Consider the following 14,785-nt stretch of genomic DNA (forward strand, 5'->3'; position numbering starts at 1 on the left):
GACGCGCCCTCACCACGGGGCACGGCGCGCCGCGTCGTCACGTGGACGTTCAGCGGCACCCGCACGGGCTGCGACCTGCGTCTGCACAGGTCCGCCTGACCTCCCATACTGGAGCGTGGACTCCGGCCCGCCGCTGCGCGACATCGGTTGCTTCGCCCTCGTCGCCCGGCACCTCAGCTTCTCCCGCGCCGCCGCCGAACTGGGCGTCTCCCAGCCCGCCGCGAGCCAGGCCGTCGGCCGTCTCGAGCGCGCGCTCGGGGTCCGCCTGTTCGAGCGGACCAGCCGGGAGGTCCACCTGTCGCCGGCCGGCAAGGCGCTGCTGCCGTACGCCGAGGGGTTGCTGGAGTCGGCGGCCGCCTTCTCGGCCGAGGCGAGGCGGCTCGCGGCGCCGGAGGGCACCGGTGTCCGCCTGGCCTATCCCCCGCCGGCCGGCGGGCTCGCGGCGCGGATCGCCCGCCGGATGGCACGCCGCGATCCCCCGGCCGAGGTGGAGCTGCGCCCGGCCGGCCGGGCCGCCGCCGTCGCGGCCCTCGCCGCCGGCGAGGTGACCGCGGCCATCCTCGCCGCCCCCTTCCCGCGTGAGCTGACCACCGCCGCCCGTTTCCACGTGCCCGTCGGGCATCTGGCCGTACCGGCCGGGGACCCGCTCGCCGGCCTGCCCCGCCTGCAGCCCGAACGGCTCGCGCGGCACCGCGTCCTGCTGCCGCGCGAACGCCCGCCCGGCGGGATGTGGGCACGGCTCGCCGCCCGCGTCGGGCCGCACCGGCAGCACGTGATGGCCGACGAGATCGACGACTTCGCCGCCGCGCTCGACCTGGTCGCGGCCGGCGTCGGCCTGCTGCCCACGCCCTCCCTGGTCGTCACGTCCGTCCGCAGGGACGACGTCGCCTTCGTCCCCCTGGACGCGGGCGACCTTCGCCTGACGTACGCGCTCGCGTGGCAGGGCGAACGGCTGTCGGCGGGGTTGATGGCACTCGTGCGGACGGCGCAGGAGTGCCTCTGGACGAGATAGCCCGCGGGTTCCCGGCGGTGATCCGAAGAGAAAGTTTCACGCCGTCTCCCGGGACGGGATCGTCCGCGTCCCCGGAATATCGGCTGGTTATCGGGGTGTCGTCACGGATTCACCGACGCGGTGTCGCCGCTTCCTGACAGAGGATTACTTGAACCCTTGACCAGAGGTATCCCCACGAGCATTCTTGGGACTACGCCGCCCCGCGCGTATTCGCCGCCGAATAAGCGAGGCGCGGCCACCGTGGTCCACGGGCGAACCGCCGAAGCCATCAGCGACGATGCTGCTCATTTCGGGCTTTGACCAGCGGTTCTGGCTCTTTTGCTCACACATCCGCGCGGCTTCACGTCGCCGGACGTCCAATTCGCCGACAATGTGAGCCACGGAACGTAGGAAATGACGGCCGATTTACTCTGCCATGACTTCGAATAGGCAACGGCCGGGGTTTCCCGTTTCCCTTCCGCCGGATCCAGATTTTCCGGCGCGTTCCCATCGGCCGGCCCGGATCGCGTTCGCGCGTACGCGGCGCGGCCCGCCCGGCAGGCACGACAAGAAGGTGATCACATGAAATCGGACCAGATCAGGGAACCAGTCCTCTCGCTTTTCCGCATCGTGACGGGACTGCTGTTCGTCTGCCACGGCGCGGCGACGATCTTCGGCGTGCTGGGCGGCAACCGCGGCACCGGTCACGCCATGGCGTTCGGCACGTGGCCGGGCTGGTGGGCGGCGGCCATCCAGCTGGTCTTCGGGACGCTCGTCCTCGCCGGGCTGCTCACCCGGGTCAGCGCGCTGCTGTGCTCCGGCTCGATGGCGTACGCGTACTTCGTCGTCCACGCGCCGCAGGGCATGTTCCCGATCCGCAACGGCGGCGAGGCCGCGGCGATGTTCTGCTGGTCGTTCTTCCTCATCGCGGTCTTCGGCCCCGGCGCCTGGGCGCTGGACACACTGATCCACCGGATTCGGCACCACGAGGTCGAGGCGTACGCGCCCGCTCCGGCGCAGGCGTAGCCGGACCGCACCGCCGCCCGCAGGCCTGACTCGAACGCCGGGTCCGGCACGACCCGCGCGTGTGCCCCCGCGCGGCCAGGACCTGCCTTCGTCACCGGAGGCAGGTCCGACGCGTGCCGGCGTGAACCTGATCGGTCCCTCGTCCGACTGTGCAGGGTGACGGGAGGACGAGATGACCGACGAGTTGCTGGTGGTGCGCGCCCAGCTGGGCGAGCGTGCGGCGCTGGCCGAGCTGGTGGCCCGCTGGCGGGTACCCGTGTGGACGTACGTGCGGCGGATGCTCGACGCCGAGCGGGCCGATGACGTGACCCAGGAGATCTGGCTGGCCGTGATCCGCGGCCTGCCCCGGCTGCGGGAACCCGCCCGGTTCGCCCCCTGGCTGTTCACCATCGCGCGCCGATCGGTCACCGACCGTCTGCGCGGCCAGTACGCCAGGGAACACGAGCACGTGCGCGAGGCCCTGACGGCCGGCGACGTGACCGTCGACGACCCGGTCGACGCCGCGGTGGACCGCGCCGAGCTGGTGAGCCTCCTGTCGGGCCTGCCCATGCCGGAGCGGGAGATCCTCGTCCTGTTCTACCTGCAGGACCTCTCGGTGGAGGACTGCGCGCAGATCTGCGAGATCCCCGCCGGGACGGTCAAGTCCCGGCTCAGTCGCGCCCGTCGCCTGTTGCGCGCGCATATCGAGGAGAAGGGATACCGGCAATGACTGAGGAGCCGCGGCTGTCGGCGCGGGAGATGATCGAGCAGCTCGAACCGGCGCTGTCCCGTGCCAGACGTGTCCGGGCGGTGATATCGCTGCTGTCCGGGCTGTCCGGCACGGCGTTCGTGACCGCCCTGTGGGGAGGCGAGCCAGGCCCGCTGCCCGGCCGCACGCAGTTGATGTTCGCCCTTCTCTCCGTGATCTGCCTGGCCTGGGCGAGCTACGGCGGATGGCTGCTCATGCGCCGGGTGCCGCTGTTCGCCACCGACCGGGTGGTCGCCGCCTGGATCGCCCTGGTCGCCTCACTCGCCACCACCGCCGTCCTGACCGTTCTGGCGGTCCGGCGCGGCACCGGCCTCGGCCCGGTGCTGGCGGTCGGAGGGCTGTTCGTGACGGCCGCACTGGTGCTGGCCGTGCGCGCCCATGCCCACCGGGCGGCGCTGCTGCGCAGGGCACGCGAACTCGCCGCCGGGCGGACGTATCCGCCCACCTCCCACACGTCCGGGAACTGAACTGGTCGTCGCCGGGATCCTCCTCGCGGGTGTGCTCATGCCGCGGCTCTGAGCACGGCGTGAGCTGAAAGTTTCAGCTCCGCGGCATACCCTCGACCGCCCTGACCTGGCCGTACGGCTCCGTGACCGGAGCGTGCTTGGATCGCGCCACCTCGCGTACGCACGATCCGGGCGGGATCCATCCCGAGATCGTCCCGCCCGTTCCCGGGGCGGCCCCGCACGAACGGGGCCGGCCCGTCGTCCTTCCCGAGGGGCACTTGATGCGACTACCGCGACGGCTGCTGAGCGCGAGCACGGCGACCGCACTGGCCGGCGCCCTGCTGGCCGTCACCTCGACTTCCATCCCCGTCTCGGCCGCCTCCTTCAACTACGGCGAGGCGCTGCAGAAGTCGTTCCTGTTCTACGAGGCGCAGGAGTCGGGGCACCTCCCGTCCACGAACCGGGTGACCTGGCGGGCCGACTCGACCGTCAACGACGGGAAGTCCGCCGGGGTGGACCTGTCGGGCGGCTTCTACGACGCGGGCGACCACGTGAAGTTCGGTTTCCCGATGGCGGCCATGACCACCACGCTGGCCTGGGGCGGCGCGGACTACCGGGCGTCCTACGAGAAGTCTGGCCAGCTGCCCTACCTGCTGAACACGCTCCGGCAGGCCGGCGACTACTTCATCCACGCCCATCCCGAGCCGAACGTCCTGTACGTCCAGGTCGGCGACGGCGGTGAGGACCACTCCTACTGGGGAGCGCCGGAGACCGTCGAGGCCAAGGGCCACAAGCGGCCGGTCTACAAGATCACCGCGTCGTGCCCGGGCACCGACGTCGCCGCCGAGACCGCCGCCGCGATGGCCGCCTCGTCGATCGTCTTCCGGCCGACCGACCCGGCGTACGCCGACACACTGCTCACCCACGCCAGGCAGCTGTTCACGTTCGCCGACACCACCAAGGGGACGAACGGCCGCGACACGGCGTACGTGAACTGCGTCAGCGCCGCGCAGGGGTTCTACAACTCCACGGGCGAGGGCGGCCAGGTCGAGGGCGCCACGAAGATGTACTGGGACGAGCTGGCCTGGGCCTCCGTCTGGCTCTACCGGGCCACCGGCACCGCGAGCTACCTCGACCGGGCGCGCGAGTTCTACCCGAAGATGGGCACCCAGGAGGACCCGGGCAGCAACGGGCAGCAGGTGCCGGTCTTCAACTTCGGCTTCGGCTGGAACGACAAGCAGTACGCCGTCTACGAGCAGATGGCCGAGCTGACCGGCGAGCAGAAGTACAAGAACGACGTCCAGCGCTACCTCGACTACTGGACCACCGGATACAAGGGCAAGAAGGGCACGATCACGCCCGGCGGCCTGGCGTACATCTTCTACTGGGCCTCGCTGCGCATGGCCGCCAACACGGCCTTCGTCGCGTTGAAGTACGCCGACTTCCTCGGCTCCGGCGACCCGCTCTACGCGCGCTACCAGGACTTCGGCAAGCGGCAGATCGACTACGCGCTCGGCGACAACCCCCGGCACTCCAGCTACATGATCGGCTTCGGGACCAACCCGCCGCGCAACCCGCACCACCGCGGCGCGCACGGCTCCTGGACCAACGCGGGTCCCGACGGCGAGCCCGCCGTCAGCAGGCACGTCCTGTACGGCGCGCTGGTCGGCGGCCCGGACGGCGCCGACGCCTACACCGACAGCCGGGGCGACTACGTCAAGAACGAGGTCTCCCTCGACTACAACTCCGGCATCACCAGCTCGCTCGCCGTCCTCTACGGCAAGTACGGCGGGTCGCCCCTGGCCACGCTGCCGCGTGAGACGCCCGACGGCCCGGAGTTCTACCTGGAGCCGACGATCACCCACACGACGCGGGAGACGGCGGCCAAGACCTTCGTCATCAACAAGTCGGCCTGGCCGGCGACCGTGCTGGACAAGGCGAAGTTCCGCTACTACTTCACGCTGGACGGCTCGACGACGGCGAGCCAGGTCACGGTGAGCACGTCCTACACCCAGTGCTAGCAGCCCACCGGGCCACACCTGCTGGAGGGGCGCACCTACTACGCCGAGGTCGACTGCACCGGGACGCTCATCTTCCCCGGTGGCCAGTCGGAGTATCGCCGCGAGGTGCAGCTCAGGATCGGCGTCGCCGACGGCGCGACGTGGGACCCGTCCAACGACTGGTCGGCCAAGGGCGCGGACCACATGACCCTGTACGGCAACGACGGCCGCCTCATCTGGGGCACGCCGCCCGGTGCCGAGCCGTCACCCAGCCCCAGCGCCTCCCCGTCCGCGTCGCCGTCACCGTCCCCCTCGGCGTCGCCGTCCGCGTCTCCCTCGCCGTCCCCCAGCCCGTCGGCTTCGCCGAGCCCGTCCCCCTCGCCCAGCCCGTCGCCGTCGCCATCTCCATCCGCCGGTGGCGGGTGCAAGGTGACCTATGGCACGAGCGACTGGGGTGGCGGGTTCACCGCGACCGTCACGATCGCCAACACCGGCACCACGGCGGTCAACGGCTGGACACTGAAGTTCGCCTTCCCCGGCACCCAGAAGATCACCCCACCCGGCTGGTCGGCCACCTGGACCCAGACCGCAACCACCGTCACCGCCGCCAACCTCGACTGGAACAGCACCATCACTCCCGGACAGTCCGTCCAGATCGGCTTCAACGGCACCTACACCGGCAGCAACCCCAAACCGACCGCCTTCACCCTCAACGGCACCACCTGCTCCTGAGACGAGGCCATCCATGAGACTCCTGTCCCTGGGCGGGGTGGCCGCCGTGCTGGCCGCCCTGCTCGTCCCGGGCCCGGCGCCCGCCCAAGCGGCGAGCTCGTACGACTACACCGAGGCCCTGCAGAAGTCGATCTACTTCTACGAGGCGCAGCAGTCTGGCAGGAAGCCCGCCTGGAGCCGGGTGGAGTGGCGCGGCGACCGCACGCTGAACGACGGCAAGTCCGCCGGGGTGGACCTGTCCGGCGGCTGGTACGACGCGGGCGACCACGTCAAGTTCGGCTTCCCGATGGCGTTCACCACCACCATGCTGGCCTGGGGGCTGGTCGAGAACCGCTCCGGCTACGGGACCCAGCTCACGCCCATGCTGAACAACCTCAAGTGGGCCACCGACTACCTGATCGCCGCCCACCCCGAGCCGGAGACGTTGTACGTCCAGGTGGGCGACGGCAGTGTGGACCATGCGTACTGGGGTCCGCCCGAGGTGATCGACATCAAGGGCATGTCGCGGCCGGTCTACAAGATCACCCCGACGTGCAAGGGCACCGACGTCGTCGCCGAGACGGCGGCGGCCATGGCGGCCTCCTCGATGGCCTTCCGCCAGGCCGACCCGGCGTACGCGGACACGCTGCTGACCCACGCCAGGCAGCTGTTCACGTTCGCCGACACGACCAAGGGCTCCAACGGCCAGGACACGGCGTACACGAGTTGCGTGCCGGGCATCTCCGGCTACTACAACTCGACCTGGGAGGGCGGCTCCGACCACCCGGGCGCGACCAAGATGTACTGGGACGAGCTGGCCTGGGCTGCCGTGTGGCTCTACCGGGCCACCGGCACCGGGAGCGACCTGGACAAGGCCCGCGAGTTCTATCCCAAGATGGGCAGCGAGCCCGACGTGGGCCAGGGCGCGGGCGGAACCACCGTCCCCGCCTACAGCTTCGGCCTGGGCTGGAACGACAAGGAATACGGCGTCTACGCGCTGATGGCCACGCTGACGGGCGAGCAACGATACAAGGACGACGTCCAGCGCTACCTCGACTACTGGACCGCCGGATACAAGGGCAAGAAGGGACCGGTCACCCCCGGCGGGCTGGCGTACGTCTTCAACTGGGCGTCGCTGCGTATGGCGCTGAACACCGCCTGGGTGGCCCTCGTCTACGCCGACCACCTCGGTCCCGGCGATCCGTTCTACGCCCGCTACCACGACTTCGCCAAGCGGCAGGCCGACTACGCCCTCGGGGACAATCCCCGCCACTCCAGCTACATGGTCGGCTTCGGGACCAACCCGCCGACGCACGTCCACCACCGGGCGGCCAGCGGCCAGTACCTCGGCTACATGAGCGACACCACCGGCCCGAACCTGCACGTCCTCTACGGCGCGCTCGCCGGCGGCCCGGACCAGAGCGACGCCTACACCGACAGCCGTACTGACTACGTCCGCAACGAGGTGGCGATCGACTACAACTCCGGCATCACCAATGTGCTCGCGCGGTTCGCCAAGGAGTACGGCGGGACGCCGGTGCCGGGCTTCCCCGCCCCGGAGGAGAAGTACGAGGAGATCTACGCCGAGACCGGCAACGTCTACAGCGGTGTGGACGGCACCTCGCTGACCGTCACCGTCACCAACAAGTCCAACTGGCCGCCGCGCGTCCTCCAGTCGGGCAAGGCGCGTTACTACTTCACCCTCGACGGCTCCACCTCGATCTCCCAGGTGAAGGTGACCGGCGGCGACAGCAACGGCTGTGCCGTGAGCGGGCCGACGCTCGACCGGGACCGCACCTACTACGCCGAGGTCGACTGCACGGGCAAGCCCATCTATCCCGGCGACGCCCAGCTCTACCGGCGCGGCACGCAGTTGCGGATCTCGGTGCCGAACGGCGCGGCCTGGGACCCGGCCAACGACTGGTCGGCGTCGGCGGCGTCGCACGTGCCGGTGTACGACGGGAACACGCTGGTGTGGGGCACGCCGCCCGGCGGCACGCCCAGCCCGTCCCCCTCACCCTCACCGTCGCCTTCGCCGTCCCCCTCACCCTCACCGTCGCCTTCGCCTTCGCCGTCCCCCTCACCCTCGTCTTCGCCTTCGGTGGACACCACGCCGCCGAGCGCGCCCACCGGGCTACGGGTCTGCGGAGCGGACTTCGTCAACGCGGTCCCGATGTGCTGGACGGCCTCGACCGACGACACCGGGGTCGCCGGCTACGACGTCTACATGAAGCAGGGCGCCGGCTTCACCAAGATCGGATCGTCCACGTCCACGCTGTACGTCGCGGACAAGCTGGTGGCCGGGACCGGCTACACGTTCTACGTCGTGGCCAGGGACGCGGCCGGCAACACCAGCCAGCCCTCGGCGACGCTCACTGCGACCGCCCAGTCCGGCCTGCCCAGCCCGTCCCCCAGCCCGTCGGTCTCGCCCAGCCCGTCTCCGTCTCCATCGCCATCCGCCGGTGGCGGGTGCAAGGTGACCTATGGCACGAGCGACTGGGGTGGCGGGTTCACCGCGACCGTCACGATCGCCAACACCGGCACCACGGCGGTCAACGGCTGGACACTGAAGTTCGCCTTCCCCGGCACCCAGAAGATCACCCCACCCGGCTGGTCGGCCACCTGGACCCAGACCGCAACCACCGTCACCGCCGCCAATCTCGACTGGAACAGCACCATCAGCCCCGGACAGTCGATCCAGATCGGCTTCAACGGCACCTACACCGGCAGCAACCCCAAACCGACCGCCTTCACCCTCAACGGCACCACCTGCTCGTGACCCCCCAACTCGCGGTCCGGCGCACCCGGGTGCGCCGGACCGCCCGCAGAGAGGTGATCCAGATGCCCGTCAAGGGTCTCCGAACAACCGCCGCTCTCCGCACCACCGCCGTTCTCCTGGGCGCCGGGCTCGTGGGCGCCGGGCTCGTGGGCGCCTCCGGCCTCGCATCGGCGAGGGCCGCGGACGGGGACACCACCCCGCCGAGCGCCCCGGGCACCCTGTTCCACTGCCCGCTGCCCGCGGGTCCGGGGTCGGACCTCGGCATCGGCGTGTCGCTGTGCTGGGGCGCCGCGACCGACGATGCCGGCGTCACCGCCTACGACGTCCAGGCGGAACAGGACGGCGTCTTCGCCACGATCCGCACCACGACCGGGTCGAGCGCCATCATCAGCGGGCTCGTCAACGGCCGGCTCTACACCTTCCGCGTCATCGCCAGGGACGCCGCCGGGAACGCCGGCCCGCCGTCCAACGAACTGACCCTCAGCGCGGGCCGTCTCAGCGGGATGGTCCCCTCCAGCCCACCGCCGAGCCCGTCCCCGATCGACAGGACCCCGCCCACCCGCCCTGAGAACCCGCAGCCGTCCGGCGTCTACGTCAACGGCGCGGCCGGCCTGGTCTGGACCCGGTCCACCGACGACGTCGCGGTCTCCGCCTACGAGGTGTACGCCCAGATCGACGGCCGCGCCTTCACTCGCGTGCAGGCCCAGGTCTCCGCGCAGCCGGACGACAAGGTGCAAGCCGTCGTCTACGGCCTCACCCCGGGCCGCGACTACCTGTTCTACGTCCTCGCCAGAGACGCCGCGGGCAACCTCAGCGCACCCTCCGACCTGGTCCGCGCCCGGGCCATGGTCGAGCCGCCCGCCGCCAGCCCGAGCCCAGGGACGGACACCACGCCTCCCGGCACTCCGACAGGGCTGACCGCCGTGACCGGGATGTCCATACCCGGCGGCGTCTTCCTCGCCTGGAACACCGTCAGCGACGACAGCGGGGTCCCACCCCGTTACGACCTGTTCCGGCAGACCGACCACGGCTACCTGTACGAGGGCGAGAACGCCACCCCCCGTGACATCGTCTCCGGGCTCGAAGGAGGCAAGCCGTACACCTTCCAGGTCGTCGCCCGCGACGCGGCCGGCAACCTGAGCGACCCCTCGGCGCCGTACACGGCCATCGCACAGCCCGAGGCAACGCCCTCACCCAGCCCGTCGCCGTCCCTCGGCCCGCCAACCCCCAGCCCGTCGCCGTCCCCATTCGGCTGCAGGGTGACGTACACGACCACCACCTGGGACGGCGGGTTCACCGCCACCGTCACGATCACCAACACCGGCACGGCCGCCATCGATGGATGGAAGCTCGGCTTCGGCTTCCCGCTCGCCTCCCAGCGTGTCACCAACGGATGGTCGGCCGTCTGGACCCAGTCCGGCGCCGGTGTCACGGCCGAGAACTACGAATGGAACAAGACACTCAAGCCGGGCCAGTCGCTGTACCTCGGCTTCAACGGCGCCTACACCGGCAGCAACCCCAAACCGACCGCCTTCACCCTCAACGGCACCACCTGCTCCTGACCCGGACCCAGCGGCCCGGCCGTCCTCTCCCAGACGCGCCGGGCCGCGACCGACACCGCCGATCAGCCTGCCGGTGCCTGGGATGATGTCGGGATGACCGACGCGTTGCCCGGGCTCGAACCCGGCGCTGCACCCGCGCCCACCGCCCCCGCCCGGCGGGTGGCCGGATACGAGATCGAGGACGAACTGCGCGCCGCCGGTGCGGTCCACGTCGCGGGCGTGGACGAGGTCGGCCGCGGCGCGTGGGCGGGCCCGGTGGTGGTCTGCGCGGCCGTCACCGCCTTCGGCTCACCGCCCGAGCTGCCGGGACGCGGGAAGCGCACGGTCCGGCTGACCGATTCCAAGCTGCTCGGCCCGGCCCAGCGGGAGGCGTTCGCGGCGGTCCTGCCGGACTGGCTCACCTGCCATGCGTACGGCGAGTCCGCACCGGAGGAGATCGACGAGGTCGGCATGACCGAGGCGCTGCGCCGGGCCGCGTGCCGGGCGCTGGAGGCCCTGCCGCTGCGGCCCGACGTGGTGCTCCTCGACGGCGCGCACGACTTCCTCGGGCGGCCGTGGCGGGTGCGGTGCGAGGTCAAGGCCGACCAGCGCTCGGTGTCGGTGGCCGCCGCGTCGGTGCTGGCCAAGGTGCACCGCGACCGCCTGATGGCGGAGATCGGCGAGGAGCATCCGGCCTATGGTTTCGCCGCCAACGCGGGCTATCCCTCCCCCGTCCACCAGCAGGCTCTGGCGGAGACGGGGCCGACGCCGCACCACCGGCTGTCGTGGTCGTACCTCGACGACCTCCCCCAGTGGCGGCACCTGCGCAAGCACCGCGACCCCCTCGCCGGCTCCGGCCAGATGACCCTCCTCTGACGCGCCCCCGCCGGGCGTCCGTACGCCGCTCGTCGGGGCCTCAGGTGTGCTGACGGTCAGTCGGCCCGAGGCGGGACGGCGCAGGCCACCGCGACAGTGGTCCGCGTGCGGTGCCCGGCCATGCCCTTCTCCGCCGCGCCCTTCTCCCTCGTGGCCTTGCCGGGGGCCACCCTCTCGGTCGTGCCGCTCTCTGTGGTGCCCTTCTCCGGGGCATCGGGCGCGCTCTCGATCGTGCCCTTCATGGCGGTGCCGGGCGCTCCCAAGTCCGCACCTGGCTTGGCGGGGATGGCCGGGACGGCGCGCACCCGGTCGCCGGGCTTCAGCTCCCGCAGGCCGCTGCCGTCGTCGGCCAGGAGCTTGCCGTCCTTCTCCACCACCTTCACCGTGTGCGGGCACGAGGATGTCGCCGGAACCCCGGTCCTGCTTCCGGCCGCCCTGCCGTCGGGCGTCTCGCCGGCGTTCGCGGCGGCGGTGAGCGTGGCGGCGAGGAGACGGGCGTGAAGGTGCGGGTGACGGCCGATCCCGACGTGGTGGTGGACGGCTCCCGCCACCACCTCGCCCGCCTGGTCACCAACCTCGTCGACCAACGCCGTACGGCACGCGTCGTCGGCCGTCGAGGTGCGGGTCCGGGCGGAGGAGGCGGGCGCGCTGCTGGAGGTGCGCGACGACGCCCCGGGCGGCGGCGCGTGCTTCACCGTACGGCTCCCGATCAGCCGCCCGGACCCCCGCTGACCGGCGGGGCGGTGGAGCGGCGGGCGATCAGCTCTATGGGGCCGTCGAGCACCTCGGCCACGCTGTCGTCCGGCTTGAGGCTGCCGAGCAGTTCGACGCCGCGACGGCCCAGCTCGGCGAGCGGCATGCGGACCGTGGTGAGCGGGGGCGCGAGGTAGCTCGCCAGGTCGAGGTCGTGCACCGCCACCATCGAGACGTCCCGGGGGATGTCCAGCCCCGCCTCCCGTACGGACTCCATCGCACCGATCGCCGAGGCGACGTTGGCGACGAAGACGGCGGTCGGCGGCTCGGGGGCGGCGAGCAGCGCGGCCATCGCCGCGGCCCCGCCGGCCGGGGTGTAGTCGGCCGCGACGATCGGGCCGTCGGGCAGTCCCGAGTCGCGCATGGCCGCGCGCCACCCCGCCGACCTGCGCAGCGCGGTGTCGGCGCCCTCGGGACCGGCCAGGTGGGCGATCCTGCGGTGCCCGAGCCCCACGAGGTGCTCGACCGCGAGCCGGGCGGCCCGCTCGTCGTCGAGGATGACGTAGCGCTTGACGGCCGGGCTCCTGCGGTTGAGCATGATCCACGGCACGACCATCCGGTCGAGCTGCGCGAGCAGCTCCGACTCCCCCTCGGCCCCGGCCAGCAGCAGGCCGTCGATGCGGCCCTGGCCGAGCAGGTCCATGTAGCCGCCGAGCCCCGCCCCGGTGGAGCTGCCCGTCACCAGCACGCAGCCGAGACCGGCCGCCGCCGCCTCCGCGCCCTTGATGATCTCCGCGTACACGGGGTTGGCGAAGTCGGGCAGGAACAGGCCGAACATGTGCGCGCGGGCCGTGCGCAGGCTGCGGGCCGCGGCGTTGGGGCGGTAGCCGAGCTGCGCCACCGCGGCCAGCACCCGCTCGCGCGTCTCCGGCCGGATGCTGAGCGCGGGATCGTTGTTGACGACCCGCGAGACCACGGCACGGTCGACCTTCGCCAGCGCGGCGACGTCGGCCAGCGTCACCCGGGCGCGCTTCACAACGCCCCCGGCCGACGGCTCTCGCCGGTCTCCATGGACTGGTACAGCGCCTCCATGAGACGGAGTGTGCCCAGATTGTCGGCCGCCGCCGTCTCCGGCTCGCCGCCCTCGGCGATCGCCGCCAGCAGCGACCCCATCGGCCCCGCGACCGCGTCCGGCAGCCACCGGGTGGTCACCGGGTAGGGCAGCCAGCCGTCGGTGGGCAGCACGCGGCTGCTGACCTCCAGCGTGTCCGGGCGGCCGTGCGGGTAGTCGTACAGCAGCCCGAGCGTGCCCCTGATCGCGCCCTCGGTGCCGTCGATGCGGAACGCCGCCTCGTAGTCGCCGGTGCGGTTCTCGTGGTGGGCGTGGACCAGCGCGCGCACGTCGCCCGGGTAGACCAGCACGCTCATCGTGCGGGTCTCGCCCTCGGCGACCTGCCCCGCCGTACGGCTGCCGGTGCAGAACACGGTCTCGGGGTCGCCGAGGATCGAGCGGATGGCGTCCAGGTAGTGAATGGAGTGGTAGACGATCTCCAGGCGGTCGGTGGAGACGAGCCAGTCCCAGGCGCTCCAGTCGGTGAAGATGTTCACGGTGAACGTCATCGCCGTCGGCTCGCCGATCCAGCCCGCTTTCACCATGGCGCGGGCCGCGGCGATGCCCTCGTCGAAGCGCAACTGCTGGTTGACCGCCACCTTCAGCCCGCGCTCTGCGGCCAGGGCGACGATCTCCCGCCCGGTGGCGAGGTCGGGCGCGAACGGCTTCTGGCACAGCAGGTGCCTGCCGGCCTCCAGCGCGGCCCTCGCGATGCCGGGCTGCGCGTTCGGCGCCACGGCGATGTCCACCACGGCCACCCGCTCGTCGGCGAGCAGTTCCTCCAGCGAGCCGTACACGCGGGGCACGCCGTGCCGTCCGGCGACCTCGCGGGCGCGCTCGGCGTTCAGGTCGAAGATCCCGGCGATCTCCAGCCCGGCCTTCCGGTACGCCGGCAGGTGGGCCACGTCGACGATCGCCCCGGCGCCCACGACCGCGATCGGCAGCCGGTGCGCCTCGGGGATCGCCAGGTCGGCGGCGGCCGCGATCGGCGCGAAGACGTCCAGCACGTCACACCTCGATTCGGTAGAAGCGGGCGGCCGTGCCGCCGAGCACGGCCGCGCGGTCGGCCTCCGACAGCCCGGCGAGCAGCACGTTGGTCTCGCGCCACACCTTGGCGTAGTCGCCGGCGAGGATGGAGACGGGCCAGTCGCCGCCGAACATCAGCCGCTCGGGGCCGAACAGCTCCATCGCGTGGTCCACGTACGGCCGCAGGTCGTCCGCCGTCCAGCTCTCCGGGTCGGCGGCGGTGTTGAGCCCCGACACCTTGGCGTACACCTGGGGATACTCGGCGGCGCGGGCGATCAGGCCCGCCCACGGCTCCCAGCCCTTCTCCCTGACGGGCGGCTTGGCCAGGTGGTCGATCACCATCCGCAGCCCGGGGATCCGCTCGGCCAGCACCGGCACGTGCTCCAGGTGGCGGGGCAGCACGGCGACCACGTCGAACGGCAGGCCCGCCTCGGCGAGCACCCCCAGGCCCTCGATCACCGCGTCGCGGAGCAGCCAGTCGGGGTCGGGGTCGTCATGGATGAGGTGGCGGACTCCGGCGAACTTCGGATGCCTCCGGTATCGCTCCAGCGCCTGCGCCGCCTCGTCCGGCCGCTCCAGCGGAACCCAGCCGACCACGGCGGCGGCGAAGTCGTACGCGTCGGCCTGCGCGAGCATGGCGTCGGTGTCGGCGTAGGAGTCCATCGCCTGGACGAGCACCGTGTAGTCGACCCCGGCCTCGGCAAGCTGCGGGATCAGTTCCTCCGGCTCGAAGGTGCGGTGTATCGGCCCGGCGTCGGGCGTCAGCCAGGGGTAGGAACCGGTCTCCAGGTTCCAGAAATGCTGATGCGCATCGATGACGGGCATCCGCCCCTCCTC

Annotated in this window: 13 protein-coding genes; 9 read left to right on the top strand and 4 right to left on the bottom strand. The window is 71.8% G+C overall.

Annotated features, from left to right (window positions below; all coding sequences use genetic code 11):
* Positions 1-115 precede the first annotated feature (115 nt).
* From ACQEVJ_RS35730 to ACQEVJ_RS35770, 9 genes are all read left to right on the top strand, one after another.
* Positions 116-1,012 carry a LysR family transcriptional regulator gene (locus ACQEVJ_RS35730; RefSeq protein WP_433108893.1) on the top strand — a complete coding sequence of 299 codons (897 nt, stop codon included), beginning with the start codon at positions 116-118 and terminating at the stop codon, positions 1,010-1,012.
* 561 nt (positions 1,013-1,573) lie between these two features.
* The gene (locus ACQEVJ_RS35735) at positions 1,574-2,017 is read left to right on the top strand and encodes a DoxX family protein (RefSeq protein WP_433108895.1); all 444 of its coding nucleotides are present in this window, start codon (positions 1,574-1,576) and stop codon (positions 2,015-2,017) included.
* A 172-nt stretch (positions 2,018-2,189) separates the two neighbouring features.
* A complete protein-coding gene (locus ACQEVJ_RS35740) occupies positions 2,190-2,726 on the top strand; it encodes an RNA polymerase sigma factor (RefSeq protein ID WP_433108897.1) in 537 nt (178 codons plus the stop codon).
* Positions 2,723-3,232, top strand: a complete 510-nt coding sequence (locus ACQEVJ_RS35745; RefSeq protein WP_433108899.1) for a hypothetical protein — start codon at positions 2,723-2,725, stop codon at positions 3,230-3,232. The genes ACQEVJ_RS35740 and ACQEVJ_RS35745 overlap by 4 nt, the downstream gene beginning before the upstream one ends.
* 260 nt (positions 3,233-3,492) lie before the next feature.
* On the top strand, positions 3,493-5,232 hold the full coding sequence (locus tag ACQEVJ_RS35750) for a glycoside hydrolase family 9 protein (protein WP_433108902.1): 1,740 nt from the start codon (positions 3,493-3,495) through the stop codon (positions 5,230-5,232).
* A gap of 105 nt (positions 5,233-5,337) precedes the next feature.
* Complete coding sequence (locus tag ACQEVJ_RS35755; protein ID WP_433108904.1) at positions 5,338-5,943, top strand: cellulose binding domain-containing protein; 606 nt, start codon at positions 5,338-5,340, stop codon at positions 5,941-5,943.
* Between the two features lie 13 nt (positions 5,944-5,956).
* On the top strand, positions 5,957-8,701 hold the full coding sequence (locus ACQEVJ_RS35760) for a glycoside hydrolase family 9 protein (protein WP_433108906.1): 2,745 nt from the start codon (positions 5,957-5,959) through the stop codon (positions 8,699-8,701).
* Positions 8,698-10,263, top strand: coding sequence for a cellulose binding domain-containing protein (locus tag ACQEVJ_RS35765; RefSeq protein ID WP_433108908.1), 1,566 nt, complete (start codon positions 8,698-8,700; stop codon positions 10,261-10,263). The genes ACQEVJ_RS35760 and ACQEVJ_RS35765 overlap by 4 nt, the downstream gene beginning before the upstream one ends.
* Positions 10,264-10,356: 93 nt before the next feature.
* Positions 10,357-11,118, top strand: a complete 762-nt coding sequence (locus ACQEVJ_RS35770; RefSeq protein WP_433108910.1) for a ribonuclease HII — start codon at positions 10,357-10,359, stop codon at positions 11,116-11,118.
* 56 nt (positions 11,119-11,174) lie between these two features.
* Here the strand turns inward: ACQEVJ_RS35770 and ACQEVJ_RS35775 are convergent, their stop codons facing one another.
* Genes ACQEVJ_RS35775 through ACQEVJ_RS35790 form a run of 4 tightly spaced genes read right to left on the bottom strand, consistent with a single transcriptional unit; the run spans position 11,175 to position 14,773 of the window.
* The gene (locus ACQEVJ_RS35775) at positions 11,175-11,813 is read right to left on the bottom strand and encodes a hypothetical protein (protein ID WP_433108912.1); all 639 of its coding nucleotides are present in this window, start codon (positions 11,811-11,813) and stop codon (positions 11,175-11,177) included.
* 14 nt (positions 11,814-11,827) lie between these two features.
* Positions 11,828-12,847, bottom strand: a complete 1,020-nt coding sequence (locus ACQEVJ_RS35780) for a LacI family DNA-binding transcriptional regulator (protein WP_433108914.1) — start codon at positions 12,845-12,847, stop codon at positions 11,828-11,830.
* Positions 12,844-13,929 carry a Gfo/Idh/MocA family protein gene (locus ACQEVJ_RS35785; RefSeq protein WP_433108916.1) on the bottom strand — a complete coding sequence of 362 codons (1,086 nt, stop codon included), beginning with the start codon at positions 13,927-13,929 and terminating at the stop codon, positions 12,844-12,846. Before ACQEVJ_RS35785 ends, ACQEVJ_RS35780 begins: the two co-directional genes overlap by 4 nt.
* Before the next feature lies 1 nt (position 13,930).
* On the bottom strand, positions 13,931-14,773 hold the full coding sequence (locus ACQEVJ_RS35790; RefSeq protein WP_433108918.1) for an amidohydrolase family protein: 843 nt from the start codon (positions 14,771-14,773) through the stop codon (positions 13,931-13,933).
* Between the last annotated feature and the right edge of the window lie 12 nt (positions 14,774-14,785).

Origin of the sequence: Microbispora sp. CA-102843 (assembly GCF_050936215.1) — a bacterium.
Lineage (GTDB): Bacteria > Actinomycetota > Actinomycetes > Streptosporangiales > Streptosporangiaceae > Microbispora.